At 59.4% G+C, this 23,951-nt stretch carries 19 protein-coding genes; 8 read left to right on the top strand and 11 right to left on the bottom strand.

Going from position 1 to position 23,951, the window contains the following annotated elements; genetic code table 11:
- Window positions 1–20 precede the first annotated feature (20 nt).
- A complete protein-coding gene (locus tag AB5Y84_RS05415; protein ID WP_368176529.1) occupies window positions 21–1,448 on the top strand; it encodes a PTS transporter subunit EIIC in 1,428 nt (475 codons plus the stop codon).
- Between the two features lies 1 nt (window position 1,449).
- On the opposite strand, the gene AB5Y84_RS05410 is transcribed toward AB5Y84_RS05415, so the two are convergent.
- A complete protein-coding gene (locus AB5Y84_RS05410; protein ID WP_005338917.1) occupies window positions 1,450–2,322 on the bottom strand; it encodes a LysR family transcriptional regulator in 873 nt (290 codons plus the stop codon).
- Between the two features lie 100 nt (window positions 2,323–2,422).
- Between AB5Y84_RS05410 and AB5Y84_RS05405 the strand changes: the two genes are divergently transcribed.
- The 4 genes from AB5Y84_RS05405 (at window position 2,423) to AB5Y84_RS05390 (ending at window position 6,656) form a co-directional block, all read left to right on the top strand.
- Window positions 2,423–3,439 (top strand): zinc-binding alcohol dehydrogenase family protein, encoded by a 1,017-nt coding sequence (locus AB5Y84_RS05405; protein ID WP_368176528.1) that lies wholly within the window; start codon window positions 2,423–2,425, stop codon window positions 3,437–3,439.
- Window positions 3,440–3,976: 537 nt separating this feature from the next.
- Window positions 3,977–4,855, top strand: coding sequence for a 50S ribosomal protein L11 methyltransferase (prmA, locus tag AB5Y84_RS05400; RefSeq protein WP_368176527.1), 879 nt, complete (start codon window positions 3,977–3,979; stop codon window positions 4,853–4,855).
- 202 nt (window positions 4,856–5,057) lie between these two features.
- Window positions 5,058–6,035 carry a D-2-hydroxyacid dehydrogenase family protein gene (locus AB5Y84_RS05395; protein ID WP_368176526.1) on the top strand — a complete coding sequence of 326 codons (978 nt, stop codon included), beginning with the start codon at window positions 5,058–5,060 and terminating at the stop codon, window positions 6,033–6,035.
- Window positions 6,036–6,101: 66 nt separating this feature from the next.
- Complete coding sequence (locus AB5Y84_RS05390) at window positions 6,102–6,656, top strand: sugar O-acetyltransferase (RefSeq protein WP_368176525.1); 555 nt, start codon at window positions 6,102–6,104, stop codon at window positions 6,654–6,656.
- 381 nt (window positions 6,657–7,037) lie between these two features.
- Here AB5Y84_RS05390 and AB5Y84_RS05385 read toward each other — a convergent pair whose 3' ends face one another.
- Together AB5Y84_RS05385 and AB5Y84_RS05380 are read right to left on the bottom strand one after the other, a co-directional pair.
- On the bottom strand, window positions 7,038–7,586 hold the full coding sequence (locus AB5Y84_RS05385; RefSeq protein WP_236284857.1) for an NAD(P)H nitroreductase: 549 nt from the start codon (window positions 7,584–7,586) through the stop codon (window positions 7,038–7,040).
- Between the two features lie 114 nt (window positions 7,587–7,700).
- Complete coding sequence (locus tag AB5Y84_RS05380) at window positions 7,701–9,728, bottom strand: FAD-dependent oxidoreductase (RefSeq protein ID WP_368176524.1); 2,028 nt, start codon at window positions 9,726–9,728, stop codon at window positions 7,701–7,703.
- A gap of 208 nt (window positions 9,729–9,936) precedes the next feature.
- Between AB5Y84_RS05380 and sppA the strand changes: the two genes are divergently transcribed.
- Window positions 9,937–11,781, top strand: a complete 1,845-nt coding sequence (gene sppA, locus AB5Y84_RS05375) for a signal peptide peptidase SppA (RefSeq protein ID WP_368176523.1) — start codon at window positions 9,937–9,939, stop codon at window positions 11,779–11,781.
- A 91-nt stretch (window positions 11,782–11,872) separates the two neighbouring features.
- Here the strand turns inward: sppA and AB5Y84_RS05370 are convergent, their stop codons facing one another.
- The 8 genes from AB5Y84_RS05370 to AB5Y84_RS05335 all read right to left on the bottom strand — a co-directional run bounded on the left by AB5Y84_RS05370 (window position 11,873) and on the right by AB5Y84_RS05335 (window position 21,020).
- Window positions 11,873–12,793, bottom strand: coding sequence for a L,D-transpeptidase family protein (locus AB5Y84_RS05370; RefSeq protein ID WP_005338927.1), 921 nt, complete (start codon window positions 12,791–12,793; stop codon window positions 11,873–11,875).
- A 511-nt stretch (window positions 12,794–13,304) separates the two neighbouring features.
- Complete coding sequence (locus AB5Y84_RS05365; RefSeq protein ID WP_368176522.1) at window positions 13,305–14,546, bottom strand: tetratricopeptide repeat protein; 1,242 nt, start codon at window positions 14,544–14,546, stop codon at window positions 13,305–13,307.
- Window positions 14,547–14,557: 11 nt separating this feature from the next.
- On the bottom strand, window positions 14,558–15,193 hold the full coding sequence (locus tag AB5Y84_RS05360; protein ID WP_005343441.1) for an energy transducer TonB: 636 nt from the start codon (window positions 15,191–15,193) through the stop codon (window positions 14,558–14,560).
- A gap of 16 nt (window positions 15,194–15,209) precedes the next feature.
- Window positions 15,210–15,617 (bottom strand): biopolymer transporter ExbD, encoded by a 408-nt coding sequence (locus tag AB5Y84_RS05355; protein WP_005338933.1) that lies wholly within the window; start codon window positions 15,615–15,617, stop codon window positions 15,210–15,212.
- A 66-nt stretch (window positions 15,618–15,683) separates the two neighbouring features.
- Entirely contained in the window at window positions 15,684–16,211 is a 528-nt protein-coding gene (locus AB5Y84_RS05350) for a MotA/TolQ/ExbB proton channel family protein (RefSeq protein WP_005338936.1), read from the bottom strand.
- Between the two features lie 10 nt (window positions 16,212–16,221).
- Complete coding sequence (locus tag AB5Y84_RS05345) at window positions 16,222–17,595, bottom strand: MotA/TolQ/ExbB proton channel family protein (protein WP_005338937.1); 1,374 nt, start codon at window positions 17,593–17,595, stop codon at window positions 16,222–16,224.
- A complete protein-coding gene (locus AB5Y84_RS05340; RefSeq protein WP_076492826.1) occupies window positions 17,592–18,356 on the bottom strand; it encodes a DUF3450 domain-containing protein in 765 nt (254 codons plus the stop codon). The genes AB5Y84_RS05345 and AB5Y84_RS05340 overlap by 4 nt, the downstream gene beginning before the upstream one ends.
- 108 nt (window positions 18,357–18,464) lie before the next feature.
- Entirely contained in the window at window positions 18,465–21,020 is a 2,556-nt protein-coding gene (locus AB5Y84_RS05335; RefSeq protein ID WP_368176521.1) for a TonB-dependent receptor, read from the bottom strand.
- 739 nt (window positions 21,021–21,759) lie between these two features.
- Here AB5Y84_RS05335 and AB5Y84_RS05330 point away from each other — a divergent pair.
- Window positions 21,760–22,785: an ABC transporter permease subunit gene (locus AB5Y84_RS05330; RefSeq protein ID WP_031227629.1), complete on the top strand. Its 1,026-nt coding sequence runs from the start codon at window positions 21,760–21,762 to the stop codon at window positions 22,783–22,785.
- A gap of 2 nt (window positions 22,786–22,787) precedes the next feature.
- The gene (locus AB5Y84_RS05325) at window positions 22,788–23,831 is read left to right on the top strand and encodes an ABC transporter permease (protein WP_013724081.1); all 1,044 of its coding nucleotides are present in this window, start codon (window positions 22,788–22,790) and stop codon (window positions 23,829–23,831) included.
- Window positions 23,832–23,951: the final 120 nt, after the last annotated feature.

Genomic DNA, 23,951 nt, shown 5'->3' with positions numbered 1-23,951 from the left:
TCACAGAACGTAGCCGCTGTATGCCCGTTAAAGCCACTCGACAAGTCGTTACTCAAGCCCTGCAGCGGCTCGGTTATGCCCTGCTGCTGCCCGTCTCCATCCTGCCGATGGCGGCGTTGATCTACCGGCTTGGGCAACCCGACGTGCTCGATTTGGCGGTGCTCTCCCTCACCGGTCAGGCGATCTTCAGCCAGATGCCGCTCATCTATGCGGTGGCGATCGCCTTTGGCCTGAGTCGGCAGGAGCTGGGCGGACAGACGCTGGCGGGGGCGGTCAACTTCCTGCTGCTCAGCACAGCTTTCAATACGCTGGCCCCCAACCTGCACGCCGACATGATCTGCGGTCTGCTGGCGGGGCTCACCACCGCCATCATCTATCCCTGGGTTCACCAGCAAACGCTGCCCCGCTGGCTGCAGATCGCCAGGGGGGAGTTTCCCAGCCTGCTGGTGTCGGCCTTGGCCTGCCTGCTGATCGCCATCCCCCTCTCGCTGCTGTGGCCGCCACTGGAGCGCGGGCTGACCCTGCTCACCTCCGAGCTGCTCACCACGCCGTTTGGCGCCTTCTGCTACGGCACCCTCAACCGACTGCTGATCCCGCTCGGGCTCCATCAGGTATTGGGCAGCGTCATCGGCCTTGGCGAGAGCAACCTGCAGGCGCTGGCCACCGCCCAACCCCTTCATGAAGGGTATGTGGCCGGTCTTTACCCCATCATCATGTTCGGCCTGCCGGGCGCCTGTTTTGCCATCTGGCTGCACCGCCAGCGGATGCAGCGGCTGCCACAAGGCGGGCTGCTGCTCACCCTGGCGCTCACCTCGGCACTGGTGGGTATCACAGAGCCTATCGAGTTTCTGTTCGCCTTTACCGCCCCCTGGCTGTTTCTCGCCCACGCCCTGCTGACCGGACTGTCGCTGGCGGTCTGTAGCGGGCTGGGGATCAAGGTGGGCAGTTACTTCTCCGCCGGTCTGCTGGATCTGGTGCTGAGCTATCAGGCTGGGGAGCACAGCTTCTGGCTCATTCCGGTCGGTATCCTGTTCTTCGTCGCCTACACCCTGCTGTTCTATCAACTGCTGGAGCGTGCCCCCCTCAGCATGCCGAGCAAGCCCATCGCGGTGGAGCATCCGCGCCTTGCCAGCGTTGCCCCCTCAGACCCGCAGATGCTGGCGATCCAGTACCTCAAGGTGCTGGGCGGGATGGACAATCTGGTGGCGATGAGTGTCTGTATCACCCGCCTCAGCCTGCGGGTGCGCGATATTTCACTGGTGGATGAATCTCGCCTGCTGGGCCTGGGCTGCCTCTCCTGGATCCAGCTCAACGACCACCAGCTGGTGCTGGTGCTGGGCCCCAGCGCCAGCCTGATTGAAGGACAGATCCGCATGCTGGCGGAGCGCCAGTCGGTCCCCATCGGCCTCAAACCCAATCAGGAGTCGGCCAGCCAGAGCAGTTGGTAACTCAGGCAAACGGCAACCGCTCGGCCACGAAATCCATCAGGGTGCGCAGGGCGGGGGCCAGATGCTCCCGACTCGGATAGATTAGGTAGAACGGGTTGGCCGGAATGGGCTGATCCGGCAACACCTTCTGCAGCCGCCCCGCCGCCAAATCCCCTTCACAGACATGGTGGGGCAACAGGGCAATCCCCCCGTCATGGAGTGCCATCTCCCGCAGCGCCAGCAAGCTATTGCTGACACAGGCCCCCTGTGGCCGCCAGCCGCCCTCCTGCAATGGCCACACCGGCATGGCCGAGTGCACCAGACAGGCATAACGGCCCAGCTCGCTCAACTGTTGTGGCATGCCGTGGGCCGCCAGATAGGCGGGCGCCGCCACCAGATGGCGCGCCACCTCACCGATACGCCGGCAGATGAGGCTGGAGTCTTTCAGCGGCGCCGCCCGCAGCGCCAAATCATAACCTTCCCCCACCAGATCGAGCTGTTCATCGCTCAGGGTCAGTTCCAGCACCACCTCGGGATAGAGGGCGCGAAACTCGGCGAGGATCCGGCCAAGCAATAGAGTACCGGTCGCCTCGGGGGCAGTAATCCGCACCCGCCCCGCCGGGGCCGAGCGCAGCCGTGCCATCGCCAGATTGGCGCTGCGGGCCAGAGCCAGCAGCCCCTGACAGTGCTCCACATAGAGCTCCCCCTGCGGCGTCAGGCTCAACCTGCGAGTGGTTCGCTGCAACAGCCGCACCCCGAGTTGGGATTCGAGCCGCGAGATCTTCTGGCTCACCGATGACTTGGGCATACCAAGCAGCTCGGCGGCCCGGGTAAAGCTCCCCTGCTCCACCACGGTGGCGAACAGCCCCATCAACTCCAGATCGACATTGTTCATATATTCAAACAGTCTTTACCGATTACCCATCTTAATCTTGATAATCAACCAGACTAGAGTGAGTGGCAATCCCGAACACAGCGATTTGAAAGGAAAAACCATGAAAGCCATTGCCCTGACTCACTATCTGCCAAGCGACCACCCCGACTGCTTCATCGCCGCCAACCTGCCCGATCCGGTTCCGGGTCCGCGGGATCTGCTGGTCCGGGTTACTGCCACCTCCGTCAATCCGGTGGATACCAAGGTGCGCTCCCCCAAGGCCAAAATTGAAAGCTCGCCCCGGGTGCTGGGCTGGGATGCGGTGGGGGAAGTGATCGCCACCGGAAGCGAAGTGACCCTGTTCAAGACAGGCGACCGGGTCTGGTATGCCGGCGACATCAGCCGCCCGGGCAGCAACAGCGCCCTGCAACTGGTGGATGAGCGCATCGCCGCGATCGCCCCCACCAGCTTGAGCGATGTGGAGGCCGCCGCCCTGCCGCTCACCGCCATCACCGCCTGGGAGACCCTGTTCGAGCGCTTCGCTCTTAACCGCGAAAGCCGTGGCAAACTGCTGATCATCGGCGGCGCCGGTGGCGTGGGCTCCATCGCCATCCAGCTGGCCCGCCAGCTCACTGGCATGGAGGTGATTGCGACCGCCTCCCGCCCCGAGAGCCGCGAGTGGTGCCTCGAGATGGGCGCCCATCAGGTCGTAAACCACCACAAGTTGCAGGAGGAGCTGACCGCCCTTGGCATCACTCAGGTCGATGCCATCTTCTGCACCAACGCCACCGCCGAACACTGGGCCACCATGGCGGGGCTGATCCGTCCGTTTGGCCATATCTGCACCATCGCCGAATCGAGCGAGCCGTGGGATCTCTCCCTGCTCAAGAGCAAGAGCGTCACCTTCAGCCAGGAGTTCATGTTCACCCGCTCCCTGTTCCAGACGCCAGACATGATCGAGCAGCACCGCCTGCTCGGCCGGGTAGCGGCACTGGTCGATGAAGGGGTATTGCAGACCACCCTGACCAGCACCATCCCATCACTGACCCCGGTCACGCTGGCTCAGGCCCATGCCGAGGTCGAGGCGGGCCGCATGGTAGGCAAGCTGGTGATCGACATGAGCGGCTTTGCCAACTAAGCCCTCCAACGCACCATGATGGGATAAGTTCACCAAGGAGATGCCCCAAACGGGCACAATCAGCGGCACTCATGACAGCCTGTGGCAGGCCAACATCCGACAATCAGCCAAAAAAGAGGCCATTTCGTGAGAAATGGCCTGAATACCTGAACATTGGGGTAACAATCACACACATATCCTTATGCAGGACATATTAGTCTTTGCATCTGGCGTGCCAACAGCAGCATGAATGCGCCAAAACAGCGTCAGCCCATCCTTGAGCAAGGTGCCAACCTTGCTCTTTTTTTGTCTGGCAGACTGTTTACCAGGCAAACAAGTGCAGATAAAAAAATGCCACCCGAAGGTGGCAGTGAAAGATGACGGAACTTGAGCAAAGCGTTCAGCGAAAACCGGTCGTCTTCGCCTGCATAGAGCAATACAGGAACCGTGCCAATCCGGCAAAAGCCCCCGTATCCCTCCACGTCATGGGCAAACCACGACAGCACTGCCCCATGATGGTAGAATCTCGCGGTTTCACATTTATGAAGAGTCGACGCCATGCCCTGGATACAAATTCGAATCAACGCCACTGCAAAGACCGCAGACAAGGTGAGCAACATGCTGCTGGGGCGTGGAGCCCAGGCTGTGACCTTTATGGATGCCAAGGATGTGCCCGTCTACGAACCCATGCCCGGTGAAACCCCGCTCTGGGGCGAGACCGAAGTGATGGGGCTGTTCGATGCCGAAACCGATCCGGCCCCCACCATCGCCTTCTTCCAGCAGATCTTCGGCGAAAATGTCGGCTACAAGGTCGAGCAGCTGGAGGACAAGGATTGGGTGCGCGAGTGGATGGATCACTTCCACCCCATGCAGTTTGGCGAGCGCCTCTGGATCTGCCCGAGCTGGCGCGATGTGCCGAACCCCGATGCGGTCAACGTCATGCTGGATCCGGGTCTAGCCTTCGGTACCGGTACCCACCCCACCACCGCGCTTTGTCTGCAGTGGCTGGACGGGCTGGATCTGACCGGTAAAACCGTGGTCGATTTTGGTTGCGGCTCCGGCATTCTCGGCATCGCCGCCCTGAAACTGGGAGCCGCCCGCGTCATCGGCATCGACATCGACCCGCAGGCCATTCAGGCCAGCCGCGACAACGCCGCGCGCAACGGCGTCGCCGACCAGATTGAGCTCTATCTGCCAGCCGACCAGCCACAAGACGTCGAAGCGGACGTGGTGGTCGCCAACATCCTGGCCGGCCCGCTGCGCGAACTGGCTCCGCTGATCGCCGGCCACGGCAAAGCGGGCAGCCTGATGGCCCTCTCCGGCGTGCTGGAGAGCCAGGCCCCGGAGCTGGAAACCATCTACGGCCAGTGGTTCGAGATGGACTCGACCGCAGTCAAGGAGGAGTGGTGCCGCCTCTCCGGCCGCAAGCACGGCTAAGCGCGGGCAACATAGACGCCAACCTCATGCCATCAGGGCTCCCATTCGGGGGCCCTGATTGTTTTGGCCTGTCGGGCTCTTCCCGGTCCGTGGACATGGGTTTGATCGCCCTCCCTTCTGATTGTGTTCGTTTGAAAACAACAGACACCTTTTATTCCGGTAAGATAGCGGTCCGAGCCAACGCAACCGAGAAGGATTTCTTATGCGGATTGCCATTCTGGATGACTATCAGGATCAGGTGCGCCACCTCCCCTGCTTTGCCCTGCTGGCGGGTCATGACGTCACCATCCTCAACCAGAGCGAACCCGATACAACGCGCCTTGCCGCCCTGCTGGAAGGAATGGAAGCACTGGTGCTGACCCGCGAGCGTACCCGCATCGACGAACAGCTGCTGATACAGCTTCCCACCCTTAAACTCATCAGCCAGACCGGCAAAGTCAGCCAGCATATCGACCCGACACTATGCCAGCAGTACGGCGTTGCCGTGGCAGAAGGGATCGGCAGCCCTATTGCTCCCGCCGAGCTCTGCTGGGCGCTCATCATGGCAGCCTCCCGCCATATACCTGTTTACAGCCAGGCGTTAAGCCAAGGCCAATGGCAGCAATCTGGTGACCTCGGTTTGGGACGCACGCTGCATGGGCTGACGCTCGGCATCTGGGGCTACGGCAAGATAGGCCAGCGGATCGCCCGCTATGGCAAGGCATTTGGCATGTCGGTACTGATATGGGGCAGTGAGGCTTCGCGCAGGCAGGCCGAGCTGGATGGCTATGCCTGCGCCTCCAGCAAGGAGGCTCTCTTCAGTCAAGCCGATATCCTCACGCTGCATCTGCGCCTGAGCGAGGCAACCCGCGGCGCTGTTACCCGAGCAGACCTGGCCCGCATGAAAGTTGACGCTCTGCTGGTCAATACCAGCCGTGCCGAACTTATCGAGCCGGGCGCCCTCTATGCAGAGCTCAGTAACCATCCTGAGAAACGGGCCGCGCTCGATGTATTTGACATCGAGCCGGCGACACTACAAAACGAGCCCCTGCTGCGTCTGCCCAACGTATTGGCGACACCTCATCTCGGCTATGTGGAGCAAAACAGCTACGAACTCTACTTTCGCGTGGCGTTCGAGAATGTGCTGACCTTTGCCGAAGGCAGACCTGCCAACCTGGTTCTGCCCATATCGGGTGGATGATCACGTTACTTCTGCCGTATTGGCGCCAATATCCAAATCCCTGGCAGATAAAGGAAAGCAACCTTCATGATCGAATACCAGAAGATGATTAGCAGCCAACCGTACAACTGCATGGCACCCGAGCTGGCCCAGTTGCGCCGGGAGGCGGCCCAGCGCTATCGCCGTTTCAATCAGGCGGAAGAGGAGACAGAGCAGCGGGCACTACTGGCGGAGCTGATTGGCGAACTGGCAGAGAATGCCTTTATCTGCCCGCCCCTCTACTGCACCTATGGCCGCCACATCCACCTGTGCAAGGACTCCTACATCAATATGAGGGCCACCCTGCTGGACAATGCCCCCATTCGCATCGGCGCCCATGTGATGATTGGGCCAAACGTGCAGATCTATACCGCAGCCCATGCACTGGAGGCCGACGAACGGATTCAGGGCACTGAGACGGCGCTGCCGGTCACCATTGAAGATAAGGTCTGGATTGGGGGCGGCGCCATCTTGCTGCCCGGCGTCACCATAGGGCGGGAGGCGATCGTCGGCGCGGGTGCCGTAGTCACCAGAGATGTACCGGCCGGTGCTCGGGTAGTCGGCAACCCGGCCCGGATCCTGCCAGCCAAAAACAGAGCATAAGGCAGCCAACCGGGTTGTATGCCGATACCGCCATCAACTCACAACAGCCCCGACACCCCATAAAAAATAAAGCCCAATGTCACGAAGACGTTGGGCTGTTAAAAGGTGCTACGGAATTGCGACTCTCATCGCAGAAAAATTAGAAGGAGTGCCCTTCTAAACTGGCAGGGAGATATTAGCGAATGCGCAAACGTTTTACATAGTGAAATACAACAGGATTGCGAGGTACATCGCACTATTTAAATAATTACCTGCTATGGCGCGCGAAGCCTCTTTGAGCCATTTATTTTCCCCAATTTCTCTGGTTACTATTCACGGTTAAACAGAAAAGCCCCGATTTCTCGAGGCTTTGCTTCTCTCAACCGCAACGTGGCCGAAAAGTCAGAAACGGCGGACAAACTCATCGAGCGGCAGTTCGCGCAGTTTGCGTGCTTCCAGCATGGGGGTACCGAGATAGAGGAAACCCACCAGCTGATCCTCTGCCGCCAGTCCCAATCCCTTGTTGATCTGCTCATCGAAGATAAACCAGCCGGAGCGCCAGATACCGTTGAAGCCCTGTGCCTGCGCCGCCATCTGCATCGCCATCAGGGCACAACCGGCAGAGAGCTCCTGCTCCAGTTTCGGCACCTTGGGGTGATCCTGATAACGGGTTGCCACGGCGACGACCAAGGGTGCCCGCAGCGGCGCTTCGTTGCACTTCTTGATGCTCTCTTCATCTTCGCCACGGGCACGGGCGGCGTCCGCCAACAGCTTGCCCAGCCGCTCGCGCCCCTCTCCTTCAAACAGAATGAACTGCCAAGGGGTCAGGGTGCCATGATCCGGCGCGCGCAAGCCCGCCTTGAGGATATTGTCGAGTACCTCGCCGCTCGGGGCAGGATCGGCGAGACGGCCACAGGAGTGGCGATTGAGCAACAGGGTGAGGGCATCCATGGGCAATTCCTTCTCTGGGGCAATGATGGCGCTACCTTAGCACAGCACCGAATGAAGAAAACCCCTGAGGCTCAGGGGTTTATCGCACTAAAAAGGGCAAGAGGACGCGGCTTGCTAGATGATCGCAGCCAGCTCGGCCCCTTGCCGGATGGCACGTTTGGCATCCAGCTCGGCAGCCACGTCGGCTCCGCCGATGATATGCACCGGCTTGCCTGCCGCCTGCAACCCGGCCTGCAGCTCCTTGAGGGGCTCCTGCCCGGCGCAGACGATCACCTGATCCACCGGCAGACACTGCTTGCTCTCGCCCACCTGAATGTGCAAGCCCTCGTCATCGATCCCCAGATATTGCACCCCGGAGAGCATCTGCACCTTGCGGTTCTTGAGCACGGTACGGTGGATCCAGCCGGTGGTCTTGCCAAGTCCGTCCCCCACCTTGCTCTCCTTGCGCTGGAGCAGCCAGATCTGGCGCTCGGGGGCGTCGATTTCAGGAGCAGTGAGGCCACCGCGCTCGCCAAGCTGTTTGTCGATGCCCCACTCCTTGAGCCAGTGATCACGGTGCCCATCGGCATCCATCTCCACTTTCTTCTCTACCAGATACTCAGCTACATCGAAGCCGATGCCGCCGGCACCGATCACCGCCACCGTCTGGCCGACCGGTTTGTGATCCCGCAATACATCGAGATAACTCATCACCTTGGGATGTTCGATGCCCGGAATATTGGGGGTGCGCGGACGAATACCGGTAGCAAGGATCACCTCGTCAAAACCGCCGCCGAGCAGGCTCTCGGCACTCTGGCGCTGACCAAGGTAAAGCTCGACACCGCACTTCTCCAGCCGTTTGGCGAAATAGCGCAGAGTCTCGTGAAACTCCTCCTTACCCGGGATCTGCTTGGCGAAGTTGAACTGGCCGCCGATTTCGCTGGCCTGATCGAACAGGTTCACCTGATGACCGCGCTCGGCAGCGTAACAGGCAAACGCCAGCCCGGCCGGGCCCGCCCCCACCACCGCCAGCTTTTTGGGCTGGGGCACGCGGCCAAAGGTAAGCTCGGTCTCGAAACAGGCGCGGGGATTGACCAGACAGGAGGCGCGCTTCTGCTTGAACACATGGTCGAGGCAGGCCTGGTTGCAGGCGATGCAGGTGTTGATCTCGTCCGCCCGGTTCTCGGCCGCCTTGATGACAAACTCCGGGTCCGCCAGGAAAGGGCGCGCCATGGAGACCATATCCGCCTCGCCACCCGCCAGAATCCGCTCGGCCACCTCGGGGGTGTTGATACGGTTGGTGGTAATGAGGGGCACCTTGAGGTGTTTTTTCAGCTCGGCAGTCACCCAGCTGAAGGCGCCGCGCGGCACACTGGTGGCAATGGTTGGAATACGCGCTTCGTGCCAACCGATACCGGTGTTGATGAGGGTCACCCCCACCGCTTCCAGCGCTTTGCCGAGCGCAATCACCTCTTCCAGGGTTGAGCCCTGCTCCACCAGATCCAGCATGGAGAGGCGGAAGATAATGATGAAATCGGTGCCGACCCGCTCGCGGATGGCGCGGACAATCTCCACCGGAAAGCGCATCCGGTTTTCGCTGCTGCCGCCCCAGCCATCGGTACGTTTGTTGGTACGCTCGCAGATGAACTGGTTGATGAGATAGCCTTCCGAGCCCATCACCTCGACGCCGTCATAACCGGCCGCCTTGGCCAACGCTGCTGTAGCCGCGAAGTCGCGGATGGTGCCGCGGATCTGCCGCTCGCTCATGGCGCGCGGCTTGAACGGGGAAATGGGGGCCTTGAGGGAGCTCGGGGCCAGACTGAACGGATGATAGGCGTAACGACCGGCATGGAGGATCTGCAGCGCTATCTTGCCCCCCTCCTGATGCACGGCGCTGGTCACCTTCTTGTGCTTGCTCACCTGCCAGGGGAAGCTTAGCTGGGAGCCGTGAGGCACCAGCCGACCGCGCAGGTTGGGGGCAATGCCGCCGGTGACGATAAGGCCAACACCACCACGGGCGCGCTCGGCATAAAAGGCGGCCAGCTTGTCAAAACCGCCCTTCTCCTCTTCGAGGCCGGTATGCATGGAGCCCATCAACACGCGATTGCGCAGCTGGGTAAAACCAAGGTCGAGCGGGGTCAGCAGGGTCGGATAGCGGCTCACGATGCCTCCAGTTAATTTTTTGTTATCAAACTGAGGCTAGAGTAAAGAATCGAAAATTCTTTTTCAAACAAATGTTTGGACAATTTTTCAGCGAACAGCCGTGCCCTGAACGAAGATAGGCGGGATCCGCCAGTCGGAAATGGCAATTTCGCCCGCAACTGGTTAATAATGGCTCTTCTCTACCCATTAACAGGGCGATAACGCGACTATGTCTATTTTCAAAGGTCTGGGTTGGTTGTTCCGCAGCCTGTGGCGCCTGCTCAATTTCACCCGGCTGATGCTGGTCAATCTGCTGTTTCTCATCGTAGTGCTGGTCATCGTCTTCAGCGTCAGCCAGAAAGAGGCGCCCAAGGCGCCCATCGAAGGGGCACTGACCCTCAATCTCAACGGCGTGCTGGTGGAGCAACGCTCCCAGACAGATCCCACCGTACAACTGCTGCGCCAGATGGACAGCAGCGACGAGCAGCCGATCGAGATCGTTCTCTCCGACCTGCTGTGGGCCATCAAGAGTGCCAAGGATGACGAGCGCATCAAGGCGCTGGTGATCAAACCGCAAGGGCTGCAGGGTGCCAACTTCACCAAACTGCAGGAGGTGGCGAGCGCCATCGACTCCTTCCGGGAGAGCGGCAAACCGGTGATCGCCATGGCTGACTTCTACACTCAGGGGCAATACCTGCTGGCGGCCCACGCCGATCACGTGCTGCTCAACCAGAGCGGCGCCGTGGTGATCGAGGGGCTTGGTGTCTACCAGACCTACTTCAAGTCGGCGCTGGAGAAGCTCAACATCACCCCGCATGTATTCAAGGTCGGTACCTACAAATCCTTCGTCGAACCCTATACCCGCGACGAGATGTCCCCCGAGAGCAAAGAAGCAAACCAGCGCTGGCTGGATCAGCTGTGGCAATCCTATGTGGCTGACGTAGCCGAGCAGCGGGAGATCGAACCCGAGGCGGTCGCGCCAGGCAAGGATCGCTTCCTCGAGCTGCTGCGCAAAGCTGGTGGCAATGCCGCCAACTACGCCCTCGACAACGGTCTGGTGGATCAGCTGGCCACCCGCGACGAGATGACCCAGGCGGTCATTAAAGAGGTGGGTGAAGCGGACGACCACGGCTGGAAAGGGGTCGGCCTGAAAGAGTATCTGGCTGCCATTCCGGAACAATATCCCCAGAGCGGCAAGGATGAGGTGGGTCTGGTGGTCGCCAGCGGCGCCATCATGGATGGCGTACAGCCTGCCGGTACCATAGGCGGTGATAGCCTCTCCGACCTGCTGGCCGATGCCCGTCGCGATGACAAGGTTAAAGCCGTGGTCCTGCGGGTCGACAGCCCCGGCGGCAGCGCCTTCGCCGCCGAGCAGATCCGCGCCGAGCTGCTGGCCCTGAAACAGGCTGGCAAGCCGGTAGTGGTCTCCATGGGCAGCTATGCCGCCTCCGGTGGCTACTGGATCTCCGCCGATGCGGACAAGATCTTCGCCTCCCCCACCACCCTCACCGGCTCCATCGGGGTGTTCGGCATGTTTGCCACCATCGACAAGGCGTTGGCCCAGTTCGGGGTGCATACCGACGGGGTTGGCACCACAGATTACGTTGGCGTCGGCCCGACCCGCGCCCTGCCGGATCACGTCGGTCAGGCCATCCAGCTGAGCGTGGAAGATACCTACCAGCGCTTCATCGGTCTGGTGAGCAAGGGCCGTGGTCTGAGCCCGGAAGAGGCCGAGAAAGCGGCCGAAGGTCGGGTCTGGACTGGTGAGGATGCCAAGGCCCTGGGTCTGGTGGACGAGTTCGGCAATCTGGATGACGCCATCAAGGCCGCCGCCGAACTGGCCAACCTCAAGGAGTGGCAGGTGACCCCCATCGAGCAGGAGGAGTCCACCAAGGACAAGTTCCTGCGCCAGCTGTTTGACAGCAGTGCCCGCGTGCTGGCCCCCCAGTTGCAAAGCTGGCTGCCGGCAGGATTTGGCAAGGCCTTGGTGGAAGTGAACCGCAGTCTCGACCCGCTTACCCGCTTCAACGATCCGCAAGGCACCTACGCCTTCTGCCCGGTCTGCGTGCAGTAAGCAAGCGGTGACTCCCCCATAAAAAACGGCGACCATCTGGTCGCCGTTTTCTTTATTCAGTCAGTGCGCGCGGCACCGCCAACTTGCTCAATCATGGATTGAGGCGGGTCGGCATACCGGTACGCTGTTCCAGCACCTGCTTGACCACGTTGGAGTCAGACTCGGCGTGGGCGATGAAGCGGGTGATAGCCGGTGTCATCGGGAGCGGCACGGAGGCGGTGGAGTTGAACTCCTCCTCGGTGCGCGACAGCGGCTCGTGTACTTCCATGTAGCGACCGCCATCCGGCTCGACCGTGGTCTTGACCGGCTGGTTGACGAACTGGACGCGGGTGCCGACCGGCACGTTGTCGAACAGATACTTGATGTCGTCAGCGCGCAGACGGACGCAACCGCTGCTCACCCGCAGACCGATACCGAAGGTGGCATTGGTGCCGTGGATGGCATAGAGGTTGCCGATATATAAGGCGTGCAGACCCATGGGGTTATCCGGACCGGCTGGCCATACTGCCGGCAGGGTCTTGCCCTGGGCGGCATAGCGACGACGGATGTTCTCGGTCGGGGTCCAGGTCGGGTTGGCGCGTTTGCGCTCTACCTTGGTGATCCAGTTCTCCGGGGTGTTTACCCCCAGCTGACCGATGCCGATGGGCAGCACTTCCACCACGTTCTTCCCTTTCGGGTAGTAGTAGAGACGCATCTCGGCAACGTTGATGACGATCCCTTCGCGGGGCGCGTTGGGCAGGATCAGCTGATGAGGGATGATCAGGGTGCTACCCGCTTTCGGCAGATAGGGATCAACGCCCGGGTTGGCTTCCATGATGTTGGTCAGACCCAGCTGGAAGTCAGCAGCGATCTGCTCCAGCGGACGGTTGTCCGCAGGCACCACGTATTCCTGGTTTTCACCGATCAGGCGACTGTTGGCCGCAGGCAGACGGTACTCGACAGCGGCAGCCTGCTGGCTGACCAGCGCAAATGTGCATAAAAGGGCCGAAGCGGCAGTGCGAAGGGGATTCATAAAATTCCTGTGTGGTTTCCTGTACCAAATGGGCCGGGGGCCGTCTCATCCTCGGTCTGCCGGTGGCGGGTCAACCTGCCCCACGACGCCAATAACCGAGCGCGCATTCTTTCCTGAGTCGGCCAAAATTTCAACTTCCATATGTTGCTTTTCTTGTTAAAAGTAGCCGTTTTCGGTGTGACGCTTATCAACAGGGCAAAAGCCACACTGGCAAGTCACAGCAAAGAGAAAGATGAATGGCACAGCCCGCCTGGCAGCGAGCCACCCGAGCCCTCGTCAACCACAACGCTGCGCCACCTTGTGTCACGGTTGCAGCCCTAGCTGAAACGTTTGCCACATCGGGAGAGATAGACCAATGTCGAGGGAGGCTATTTATTGGCATGGAGAGGGATAAAACCGTGCGTCGGCCACCCGCCGGTGCCGGTTTCAGCTATAAAAAAACCGCTCCGAAGAGCGGTTAATGGAGCCACCAGGCAACCATAAAAGGGACTACAGGTAGTTGTCATTGGAATTACTGGACGGCAGCTTCCCCAGCACCACTCTGCTCTTTGAGGAAGCTGATCCACGGAGATGCCCGACCGCTGACGTTGCCATTCTTAGCCGCCTGAGTGAAGGCGTTGAGGGCCTCCTTCGGCTTTTGTTGCTCAAAATAGGCGACCCCGGTCAGGAACTTGAGATCCGCACGCTGTTCACCATTTGCATTGGCTGCCGGTTTGGCGGCCAGCGCCACCAGATCCTGATAGCGTTTGCTCTGGATCATCATGCGCGCCATTTTCAGCTGCAGATCGGCACTCGGGGCCAGCTGGTAGGATTTGGCCAGGGTGTCGATGGCCGGATCCAGCTCCTTGGCCTGATGCCAATAGTTGGCCAGGGTCTTGTAGTTGCTGGCGCTCTGCTCAATCACCCCGTCCTTCATCCCCTTCTCCATCACCCGGGCGGCGCGATGGGGAATACCGGTGAAGGCGAGGTAGTTGGCGAGGCGCTGCAGCTCGGCGGCCTCGGTCAACATGCCGAGGTTATAGGCCGACTCCAGCGCAGCCAGCGCCTTGGCATCGTTGCCTGCCTGCATATGCATGGCCGACAGCTGGGTCCAGTACTTCTTCTTCTCCGGGAACATGTTGACCAGAGAGGTCAGCACCTCGGTCGCCGGTTTGTACTGTTTCAGCTCGTAGTGAGCGCCCATCTTCAGCAGATACCAGGACTCCGGCGCTTTACCTGCCGACAGCTTGATCGCCTGATCCACCGCCGGAATCGCGTCACGGTACTGCTTGAGCTGCACGTGGGCGTTGGCCAGCGTGATATAGGCATGGGAGTTGGGCTTGTCATCCTTGCCCTGGTTGGCAAACCACTCCTTCATGGTCTTGATCGACCCCTGATAATTGCCCTCCGCAATATAGAGCTGGGCCAGGTTGTAGCGCACCTGCTGTGCCACCGGTGGCGGCAGGCCGCCTGTCGCGATGGCATCGGCAAAGTACTTGGTCGCCTGACCGTATTTCTCCTGCTGGGCAGCTACGAAACCGAGAGTCTGCAATATGACCCCCTTGTCGTAGACCCGCTCGCCCGCGCCGGAAAGCGCGTCTTGCAGCTTGGCATTGGCCTCGCCGTATTTCTTCTCGGTGATCAGCTCCTGCGCCTTGTTGACCGCCCGATAGGCCCGATCCGACAGGGCCGGCTGCTCGGCGGCCCAACTGGCGGTGCTGAGCAGCACCGCCATGGCGACCGGGGCGAGGATCATCTTGTGTAACTTGTTCATCGCCACCTTCCTTAGTTGACCGCAAACTCGATCTCTTGTTGCATCCGGCTCGCCTGCGGCTTGCCATCCACCATGGCCGGTTTGAACGTCCACTTGGCGATGGTTTTGCGCGCCTCTTTGCCGAGGTCATAACTGCGCGGCTCTTCCTTGACGATCCGCACGTTGCTGACGGTGCCGCGCTCGGTGACGGTGAACTCCACCAGCACCTTGCCGGAGGCCAACCCCGCCAGCGCCGCCTTGCGGGGCATCATGGGCTCGAAGGTTGCCAGCGGAATGGCGCCGTTGTTGCCACCAACGCCGCCACCACCGCCGCCGGTGCTATAGGCACCCAGCGCGTTGCCACCACCGATATTGACCGGGATGTCGAGCTTGGGCATGTCCATCGGCGCGCTCTCCATCTTCGGCCGATCCGTGCTGGCCACTTCCATCTCGGGAGGCGGCGGTGGACGCTTGGGCGGCGGCGGTTTGGGCAGCTCCCGCTGTTTCTCTTGCAGGGTCTCCTGGGGCTTGAGGCGGATGAAATCGGTCATGGTGACGTCATCCTTCTCCACCAGCTCCCGGTGATCCGGTGTGATCAGCTTGTTCATTCCCAGAAACAGAAAGAACACCACCACACAGGAGACCGCCAACGATATCAGGTATCTCATAGGTCTCTCTCCGGCATCAGCTGCTCTTGTCTGCCGCGATGGAGATGTTCTGGACACCGGCCATGCGGATCTGATCCATGACCTGCACCACCAGACCGGAACGGGATTCGTTATCGGCCTGGATCACCACGGCGCTCTCCGGGTTTTCGGCCCGTAGCCGCTCGATGTTGGCGCGTACTGCCCCCACCTCGACCACCCGCTTGTCGACCCAGACCTGACCGTTTTCGCGCACCGCGACCATGATATTGCCCTTCTTCACCGTCTCGGCCGTGCTGGCACTGGGACGGTTGATCTCGACACCGGACTCCTTGACGAAGGAGGTGGTGACGATGAAGAAGATCAGCATGATGAACACTATGTCCAGCATGGGGGTCAAATCGATAGCCGCCTCGTCAGCACCGCTGTCGCTGTAACGTTTTCTCATAGCAGAAACTCCTTGCTTGTTCTGTGCCCCCGGCAGGCCATGCCTCGCGGGGGTATGCATCCTGCATCAACCGTGTTTCAGGTTGTCTTCCAGCTTTTGCACCGCCAGTTTGGCCTTGTGATCGAGCTGGTTGACAAAAAACAGGCCGGAAAGGGCGGCAATCATGCCCGCCATGGTCGGTACCGTTGCCTTGGAGATCCCCGATGCCATCGCCCGCGGCGAACCGGTACCGGTGATGGCCAGGGTGTCAAACACTTGCACCATCCCCACCACGGTCCCGAGCAGCCCCATCAACGGGCAGAGAGCGATCAACACCTTGATGACCGGCATCCCCTTGTCCACCGCCATGGCGACCCGTGAGACCAGCTCGCGCCGGATCTGCTTGGCAGACCAGGAGAGATGATCGGTGCGGGCCAGCCAGGTCGCCTTGGTCTGCTTCACCTGCTTGGGGTAGACCGCCATGAAGTAGAACCAGCGCTCCAGCAACAGGGCCCACATCATCAGGGTCAGGAAGAACAGGGCGACCAGTACATCGCCCCCCAATCCCAAAAACCGGCGGACCGACTCGACTTCTTCAATCAACCAGAACCACATGGGTGACTCCTTACGCTGCGGCTTTGGAGGCGTGCAGACGTTCCTGATAACGGGCCACGAAACCGGCGCTCTGCTCTTCCAGCACCTGGATCAGACGACGGCTCTGGGTCTGCACAATGGTGTAGAGGAACAGCATGGGCACCGCGACGACCAGACCCTGCATGGTGGTCACCAGCGCCTCGGAGATACCGCCCGCCATCAGCTTGGGATCGCCGGTACCAAACAGAGTGATGGCCTGGAAGGTGGCAATCATCCCCACTACGGTACCGAGCAGGCCCAGCAGCGGCGCGACGGAGGCGATCAGCTTGATGAGGCTGATGCCCTTCTCGAACTTGGGCACGTTGCGCAGGATGATCTCGTCGAGCTTGGACTCCAGATCCTCGATGTTGTCACCGCGATGGTTCTGGTAGGCCCCCAGCATGTCACCAATGGGGTTGCCCTTGATGATCTGATCGGATTTCAGCTGCTTGCGCATGGACGAGCCGATCAGCGACAGGCGGATACCGCAGAAGATGGCCAGCAGGGTACCGATGACCCCCAATGCCAGGATCACATAACCCACGGAACCACCCTGATCGATACGCTCCTTGAGGGTCGGTGACTGCACCAACAGGGAGAGGATCACGCCGCGAGACGGGTCGATAAAGATGGGCTTGACCCCGTCACCGCCCTGTTCAAACTCGGCGATGGGAGCCAGCACGCTCTTCTCCGGTTGACGGGAGAGTTGCTCGAACTTGCCGGTCTCCGGCACGAAGGTGAGGTACTTGCCTTCGGAGACAGTGTTGAACTCACCGATCTGGGTGACCGTCTTCTCGGCCTGGTTGCCTTCGCCGTAGACCACAGTCGCCGGGATCTGGCTCACCTTGCCACCGTCCACCATGCGGCTGAGGGTGGTGGTCCAGAACGCTTCCAGATCGTCGCTGGAGGGGAGCTCTTTACTCTCGGCCAGACGGGTCAGCAGGGCGGATTGCTCCGGATGCTCGACCCGACGGGCGGAGGCGTTGAAGATCCCCTTGAACTCACCGGCAAACTGACGCAGCACACCAAACATCTCGCCCATGTTGCCGGAACGCTGGCGCAGGGTTTCAGTCAGCTCGGTCAGTTGCTTGTCGTTGGCATCAAAGGTCGCCTTGAGCTGCTCGCCCTTGGCGGTTTCGGCTGCCAGCTCGGCCTTGGCCTTGGCCAGCAGCGCCCCCTGCTCGTTCTTGTCAGCCAGGAAGCGGGCTTCCCGCTCCTTGTTGAGTTGGGATTCGCTCAGGCTGGAGGCCTTGACCTGGTTCAGCAGCGCATTGAGATCCACCGGTTTTTCGGCCGCGGTCACCGGCAGGGTGACCAGGGTTGCTCCCGCAATCAGGGAGGCAATAGCAAGTTTGATTCCTTTCATGATGCTTTCTCCGCAGTTTGAACCGGCAGCTTGATCAGCGCGGGAGGCGCCTGCTTCTTGGCGATGCGAAGGCCCTGTTCAACCGCACTGCGATACTCCTGGGGCAACTCTTCCCACTGGCGGGTCTGCTTGTTCCACATGCCGGTCTCCTGACCATCCGGGGACTGGTAAAGCAGCGCGATGCGGCCAACACGCAGGAACTCGTAGGTCTTCTCGCTGCCATCCTTGTCCAGGCTCGCCTTGTAGGCCTCGATGGTGCGGCTGAAGCCCTCCTCGATCTGGTAGGCCTCCAGGATCTTGCGGTATTTCTCGGAGATGGTGACATCGGCCCGGTTCATCAGGTCGGTCAGAGCCGCCACGCGGTCCTCGCGCTCGACCTTCTGGAACGGCAGATCCAGCGCCACAAACTGCTCGAGGGAGTCGATCATCTTGAGCATCAGCGGCACCACTTCGGTGCTGGTCTGGTCGATCTGGGCGATCTGCTTTTGCATCGACGCTAGCTCGGCGCTCTGGGACTCGACCATCTTGCTCACCTGCTCGTTGTAGGTGCGCAGACTGTCGACCTGACGCAGGGCGGCCTTGTACTGAGCCAGTGCGGATTCGGCAGATTCGGCATAGCTGTCGATCTTCTGCTGGGAAACTTTGGATGCGTTGTCGGTGGCGGCTTGAGCGTCCACGGCCTGACCGGCAGTGGCGGCACTCAGATTGAAGCTGGTCAACAAGGCGGCCGAAACCAGGCTGCCAAGGAGCGCTTTCTTCATTGTAATGGTCCTTGTCTTCATAGGATTACCCTATCTCCGTAACTTCCTTGGACGTTGGGCACAGCCGGCCCGACCGGGCCGGCTGAGGTTGTATATCAACAGGGTTGATTAGAACTTCTGGGTGTAGTCGATGTAGTAGACGCGACCGTCGATGCCGTAGAGGTATTCATCGTAAGTGAAACCATCGTTGGACAGGGAAGGCCCGCGGTTGAACATGTTCTTCACACCGGTCTGGATCTTGGCATTCCAGCTGGTATCAACCGCCACGTTCAGGTTCCAGATTGTGTTGGAAGCGATATGGCCCTCTTCCTTGTCATCCACATAGTCCTGACTCTGGGAGTCGATATAGTTGGTGCTCAGGTAGGTATCCAGATTCCACAGCTGCGGGAAGTTGGCACCGATCCCGGAGTTGAAGCGGAAGTCGGGTTTGCCATTCCAGCCCTTCTTGTCGACCATTGGGCCACCAGCAAACAGACCTTCCTCATATTTCAGGATGTAGCTGCTGCCAAAGTCGTAACGCAGGGTGAAGGAGTTGAAGTCGTACTTGTAGTCCGCCTTGAAGTCGATACCACTGGTCTTGAGCTGCCCCAAGTTGACCATGCCGGCATAGACCTTCTCGACATCGCCGTTGGCATCACGGATGACGTTCGGGTTGCTGCCGGTATTGAGCTCCTGATAGAACTGGGTCTGGGTGTTAGCCAGCTGGATCACGTCATCAATCTTGATGTAGTAGTAATCGAGCGACAGGTTCAGGTTGTCCAGCGGGTTGTAAGCAGCACCGATGGTAAAGGTGTCAGCCGTCTCTTCCTTCAGGTTCTTGTTGGATTGACGTGTTGTCTCGTACTGCGCTTCGGAACAGTTGGCAATGCCATTGGCCTGGCAGTAGACATAGTCCTTGGCAAAGTCCGCTGACTGGGCATCCGCCGCATAGAGATCGTTAAGACCCGGCGCGCGGAAAGACTGGGACCAGGAGGTACGGAACATCAGCTGGTCGAGCGGTTGATAACGCAGACTCGCTTTGGGCGAGAAGGCGCTGCCAAAGTCGCTGTACTTGTCATAACGACCCGCCAGGTTCAGCTCGATCTGCTCGGTGATGGGGATCAGACTCTCGATATAGGTGGCAAACACATCGCGCACACCACCACCGGAGTTACCGGATGAACCCAGTACGTTACCCGCTTCGGACTGGCTGTCATAGGTATCGGAGTAAACCCAATCGTTATACTCGGCCCCAAGATACCAGCTGACCGGGCCAGCGGGCAGTTCGCCCATATCCCAACCTACACCGCCGTACCACTGGAAGAAGTCCATCTTGGAATTGCGGCTGGTGGTATAGGAGAGATCCTTGGTCGCCGCATCAGAGAAGCTGCCATTAACAAACTTGCCGGTATTGACCTGAGTTTCCACGGCGGGGGCCAAGACATAACCATTGCCGGTGCTCTGGTTATCTGTTTTGGAATACATGTAACCAGCATTCCATTCCAGATCGCCTACTGCTTCGGTCGGCACCACCCCTTCAAAACCCAGGTTCAGGGTACCGGTCAAGTCAGTCACATCGTTGTCACGGGGACCAACGTTGTTAAAGCGGTAGTAAACGGTCGCAGCCTTGGCGGTGCTGAAGTTGTTGGCAGACAGAACTGCTGCGCTTTCAGGGGTGGAACCATCCACGGTGAAGGCACCGGCAGCTGGCGCGAAACGACCAAAACTGGTGACGCGAGAACCAATCATCTGTGGCACGAAATCCACATTGTCGTTGATATGGTAGCGACCGTTGAGGTAGACGGTGTCGCGGGTACGAGAGGCAGTCTTGGCAGCGACTTGAGCAAAGTCGAAGCGGCAAGCCGTGCCCTTGGTGACGAAACCGGTGCCGGTACCTTCACAGTCAACACCCTTCAGGGTACGGGTAACCGTCTTGCCGGTAGTGGCATCCACTCCCTTGATATTGCGGCCATAGAGACTCGGAGCAGTAGCCCCCTCTTTCGCCAGATAGTCGCGATCCTTGTAATAGATCTCGTCTTTCACATCGTGCTCGTAGACCATCATCAGGGAGCCTTTCTCACCCGAGATGCCGCTAACGATGGAACCACTCTGCTCGTCACCACCCTCTTCGGTCGGTGAACCAATACGTCCCTGGAAAGTCAGCCCTTCGAAACCCTCTTTGAGGATCACGTTGATAACGCCGCCGATGGCATCAGAGCCATACAGGGCGGAGCCACCGTCCAGGTTCACTTCCACCAGCTCAACCGCCGCCATGGGGATGGTGTTGAGGTTGATGGCAGTGCCGCCCATGGAGGGAGAACCGGCGATACGCTTGCCATTAAGCAGCACCAGCGTGCGATCTTCACCAAGACCACGCAGCCCTACTGTGGCTTGTGATTGGGCGGAACTACCGGAGGATGGGGAGAAACCACCAAAGGAGTTATAGGAGGCCTGTTTCAGATAATCGGCCACAGTCTGCTGACCAGACTGTTCAATTTGGGCCTTGCTGACAGAGACGACCGGAGTCGCCCCCTCAACATCAACACGGGAGATACGGGAGCCAGTGACTTTGATTTTCTGCAGTTTTTCGACGTTCTGCCCTTCTTCGGCAGATACGGATGGGGCCGCCGCAAGGCTCGCCAAGGCGAACGCAATCGCAGCAGAGATTCTGCTCTTCCTAAGCATCGCTTATATCCTTCCTGGTTGTTTATTGTTTGCTTCCTGATACCGCCCTCTTTGGAGCGATGTGTAAGGCTTATCAATCTTTGACTAGCGACGTCAATGGAGCAGGGGTATGGCGAGGTCAGGCGTAGAATAAGCGGAGTGTATTAATTTTGACCGGCATAATTAGTGAATAATTCTGCCAAAAACAATTCACGCAATGTAAAAATATTGTTAAATGGCGTAAATGGCGCTGAATTAAAAATTGATGAACTTATTAGTTAACGTGCTGTCCGTTTATATCTTATTTTGATTTATCGGCCTTAATAAGAATAAAACACTAACTTCATGAGGGTTGAACCTGACCGCTCCCATGGGGATAACAGTTAAAGTCGTCGAGATGATATCGTTTTCCTTCAATTTCACCCCCAAAACAAAAGCATTACCAATCAACAAGTTAAAAACATTTAAAGCTCAAGCAAACAGCTGTTTATATTTTTTAAAATAATGTTGAGCAGTAGCGTTTTGTTTTGATTTTCACTTTTCAGATAAAAACGTCATTTTTCGGTGCTTTTGGTCTCAGCGGGTCATTTGTCCCAGTTTTCCATTTCCTTGTACTTGATTTTTGTTGCAGAGCTTTTACAGTGGCCAAGCGGATTGTCTGCTGTTTGGCAACCAATCCAGCGCGTAATGCCAGGAAGGACAGGCCCGTCACCGGATTTGACTGGCCGCAAAAAAAGAACAACAAGGACGAGGTTCCACCATGCTGTCGTATTTCCTACGCCGGATGCTTTTGATCATCCCGACGTTTCTCGGTATCACCCTGCTCGTCTTCACCATCACCCGTTTCGTACCGGGCGGTCCGGTCGAACGCATGCTGCTGCAAGCCCAGGTATCCCAGAATGAATCTGGCCGCTCCAGTGGCAGCAAGGGGGCGCAGGCCCTCTCCGATGAACAGATCGAGGAGCTCAAGGCCTTCTATGGGCTCGACAAGCCGATGCTGGTCGCCTACTGGGAGTGGCTGCAGAAGCTGGCGGTGCTGGATCTGGGCGAATCAACCCGCTACTACGAGCCGGTGTGGGATCTCATCAAGGAGCGGCTCCCCGTTACCGCCTTCTTCGGACTGGCAACCTTTCTGCTGAGCTATGCGGTCTCCATTCCGCTCGGGGTGGCCAAGGCGCTCAGGCACAACAGCCGCTTCGACTCGTTAAGCTCCATGCTTATCTACATGGCCTATGCCCTGCCCGCCTACGTGGTGGGGATCTTCCTCATCACCGTCTTCGCCTTCCATCTGGAGTGGCTGCCGATGGGTGGTTTTCCGGGAGACGACTTTGAGTACATGGAGAGCAGCTGGGATCAGATCCGCACTGTCTTTGCCCACGCCCTGCTGCCGCTTATCGCCTACGCCATCGGCGATTTCGCCATCCTCACCATGACCATGAAAAACAGCCTGATGGAGAACCTGTCGGCTGATTATGTGCGTACCGCCGTGGCCAAGGGACTGCCGTTTCGCAAAGCGGTCACCGACCATGCCATGCGCAACAGCCTGATCCCCATCGCCAGCCACCTGGGGTCTGTGCTCACCGTTTTCTTTGGCGGCTCCTTCCTCATCGAGACCATCTTCAACATCGACGGCATCGGCCTGCTCGGTTACGAGGCTATCGTCGAGCGGGACTACCCCACCGTCATGGGCATTCTGGCCATCACCTCCATGCTGATGCTGATTGGCAATATCGTCTCCGATATCTGTGTTGCCCTTGTTGATCCGCGCGTGCGGTTTGGAGACTGACCATGAAGCTCAATCCGGTTACCTTGAAAAAACTCAAGCGCTTCAAGTCGATCAAGCGCGGCTACTACTCCTTCATCATCTTCACCACCCTGGTGCTGCTCTCCCTGCTGGCGGAGCTGCTGGTCAACAGCCGGGCACTGATGGTGAGCTATCAGGGACAGTTGCACTTCCCCACCTATGGCGATGTGATCCCCGGCCAGCAGTTCGGGCTCGATTACGAGTACGAAACCAACTACCGCCAGCTCAAGGCCAAGTTTGCCGCAGAGGGCCAGGGCGACTGGGTACTGCTGCCGCCGGTACCCTGGAACCCCTACGAGCAGGATTTCAAGGAGGATGCCTACCCGCCTTACGCCCCCAGCGCAGCCGAGCGCCACTTCCTCGGTACCGACACCAGCGGCCGCGACGTGCTGGCGCGACTGGTTTACGGCTTTCGCATCGCCATCGGCTTTGCCTTTATCGCGCTGGCGGCCAGTTACGCCATCGGGGTCACCATCGGCTGCCTGATGGGCTTTCTCGGCGGCCGCTTTGATCTCATCCTGCAACGCTTTATCGAGATCTGGTCCCAGGTGCCGTTTCTCTACGTCATCATGATCCTGGTGTCGCTGGCCAAGCCCAACTTCGGCCTGTTTGTCGCCATCAACGTGCTGTTCGGCTGGATGGGGATCACCTGGTATATGCGCACCCTCACCTACAAGGAGCGGGCGCGGGACTATGTGATGGCGGCGCGGGCGCAAGGGGCGACCACCGGGCGGATCATCTTCAACCACATCCTGCCCAACACCCTGATGATGATCGTCACCCTGGCGCCGTTCGCCGTGGTGGGCAATATCTCCACCCTGACGGCACTCGACTATCTGGGCTTCGGGCTGGCACCGCCGACCCCGAGCTGGGGGGAGCTGCTCTCCCAGGGCATCAACAATCTGGATGCCATCTGGATCGTCAGCTCGGTGGTGGCCGCGGTGAGTCTGGTGCTGATCATGGTCTCCTTTATCGGCGAGGCGATCCGCGAGGCGTTCGATCCGCGTAAATTTACCCGTTACCAATAAGCCAGCCGATGCCAGCGCATCAGCAGGCGCCGGATAACGAACAGTGATTAATGAAGGACGGGCCGCCGCCATCGGCGGTCCCGGGAGCAAGGGATAATCCCGTTATCAATCAAGACCCCC

The sequence above is a fragment of the Aeromonas sp. s11 genome (assembly GCF_040907945.1).
Classification (GTDB): Bacteria; Pseudomonadota; Gammaproteobacteria; order Enterobacterales; family Aeromonadaceae; genus Aeromonas; species Aeromonas veronii.
Note: the sequence above shows the minus strand (reverse complement) of the source record. Positions and strands in the feature narration are given on the sequence as shown.

Excerpts from the sequence above, each read along its gene's own strand:
- AB5Y84_RS05415 (WP_368176529.1), top strand. The coding sequence starts at position 21 with ATGCCCGTTAAAGCCACTCGACAAGTCGTTACTCAAGCCCTGCAGCGG.
- AB5Y84_RS05410 (WP_005338917.1), bottom strand. The coding sequence starts at position 2,322 with ATGAACAATGTCGATCTGGAGTTGATGGGGCTGTTCGCCACCGTGGTG.
- AB5Y84_RS05405 (WP_368176528.1), top strand. The coding sequence starts at position 2,423 with ATGAAAGCCATTGCCCTGACTCACTATCTGCCAAGCGACCACCCCGAC.
- prmA (WP_368176527.1), top strand. The coding sequence starts at position 3,977 with ATGCCCTGGATACAAATTCGAATCAACGCCACTGCAAAGACCGCAGAC.
- AB5Y84_RS05395 (WP_368176526.1), top strand. The coding sequence starts at position 5,058 with ATGCGGATTGCCATTCTGGATGACTATCAGGATCAGGTGCGCCACCTC.
- AB5Y84_RS05390 (WP_368176525.1), top strand. The coding sequence starts at position 6,102 with ATGATCGAATACCAGAAGATGATTAGCAGCCAACCGTACAACTGCATG.
- AB5Y84_RS05385 (WP_236284857.1), bottom strand. The coding sequence starts at position 7,586 with ATGGATGCCCTCACCCTGTTGCTCAATCGCCACTCCTGTGGCCGTCTC.
- sppA (WP_368176523.1), top strand. The coding sequence starts at position 9,937 with ATGTCTATTTTCAAAGGTCTGGGTTGGTTGTTCCGCAGCCTGTGGCGC.
- AB5Y84_RS05370 (WP_005338927.1), bottom strand. The coding sequence starts at position 12,793 with ATGAATCCCCTTCGCACTGCCGCTTCGGCCCTTTTATGCACATTTGCG.
- AB5Y84_RS05365 (WP_368176522.1), bottom strand. The coding sequence starts at position 14,546 with ATGAACAAGTTACACAAGATGATCCTCGCCCCGGTCGCCATGGCGGTG.
- AB5Y84_RS05360 (WP_005343441.1), bottom strand. The coding sequence starts at position 15,193 with ATGAGATACCTGATATCGTTGGCGGTCTCCTGTGTGGTGGTGTTCTTT.
- AB5Y84_RS05355 (WP_005338933.1), bottom strand. The coding sequence starts at position 15,617 with ATGAGAAAACGTTACAGCGACAGCGGTGCTGACGAGGCGGCTATCGAT.
- AB5Y84_RS05350 (WP_005338936.1), bottom strand. The coding sequence starts at position 16,211 with ATGTGGTTCTGGTTGATTGAAGAAGTCGAGTCGGTCCGCCGGTTTTTG.
- AB5Y84_RS05345 (WP_005338937.1), bottom strand. The coding sequence starts at position 17,595 with ATGAAAGGAATCAAACTTGCTATTGCCTCCCTGATTGCGGGAGCAACC.
- AB5Y84_RS05340 (WP_076492826.1), bottom strand. The coding sequence starts at position 18,356 with ATGAAGAAAGCGCTCCTTGGCAGCCTGGTTTCGGCCGCCTTGTTGACC.
- AB5Y84_RS05335 (WP_368176521.1), bottom strand. The coding sequence starts at position 21,020 with ATGCTTAGGAAGAGCAGAATCTCTGCTGCGATTGCGTTCGCCTTGGCG.
- AB5Y84_RS05330 (WP_031227629.1), top strand. The coding sequence starts at position 21,760 with ATGCTGTCGTATTTCCTACGCCGGATGCTTTTGATCATCCCGACGTTT.
- AB5Y84_RS05325 (WP_013724081.1), top strand. The coding sequence starts at position 22,788 with ATGAAGCTCAATCCGGTTACCTTGAAAAAACTCAAGCGCTTCAAGTCG.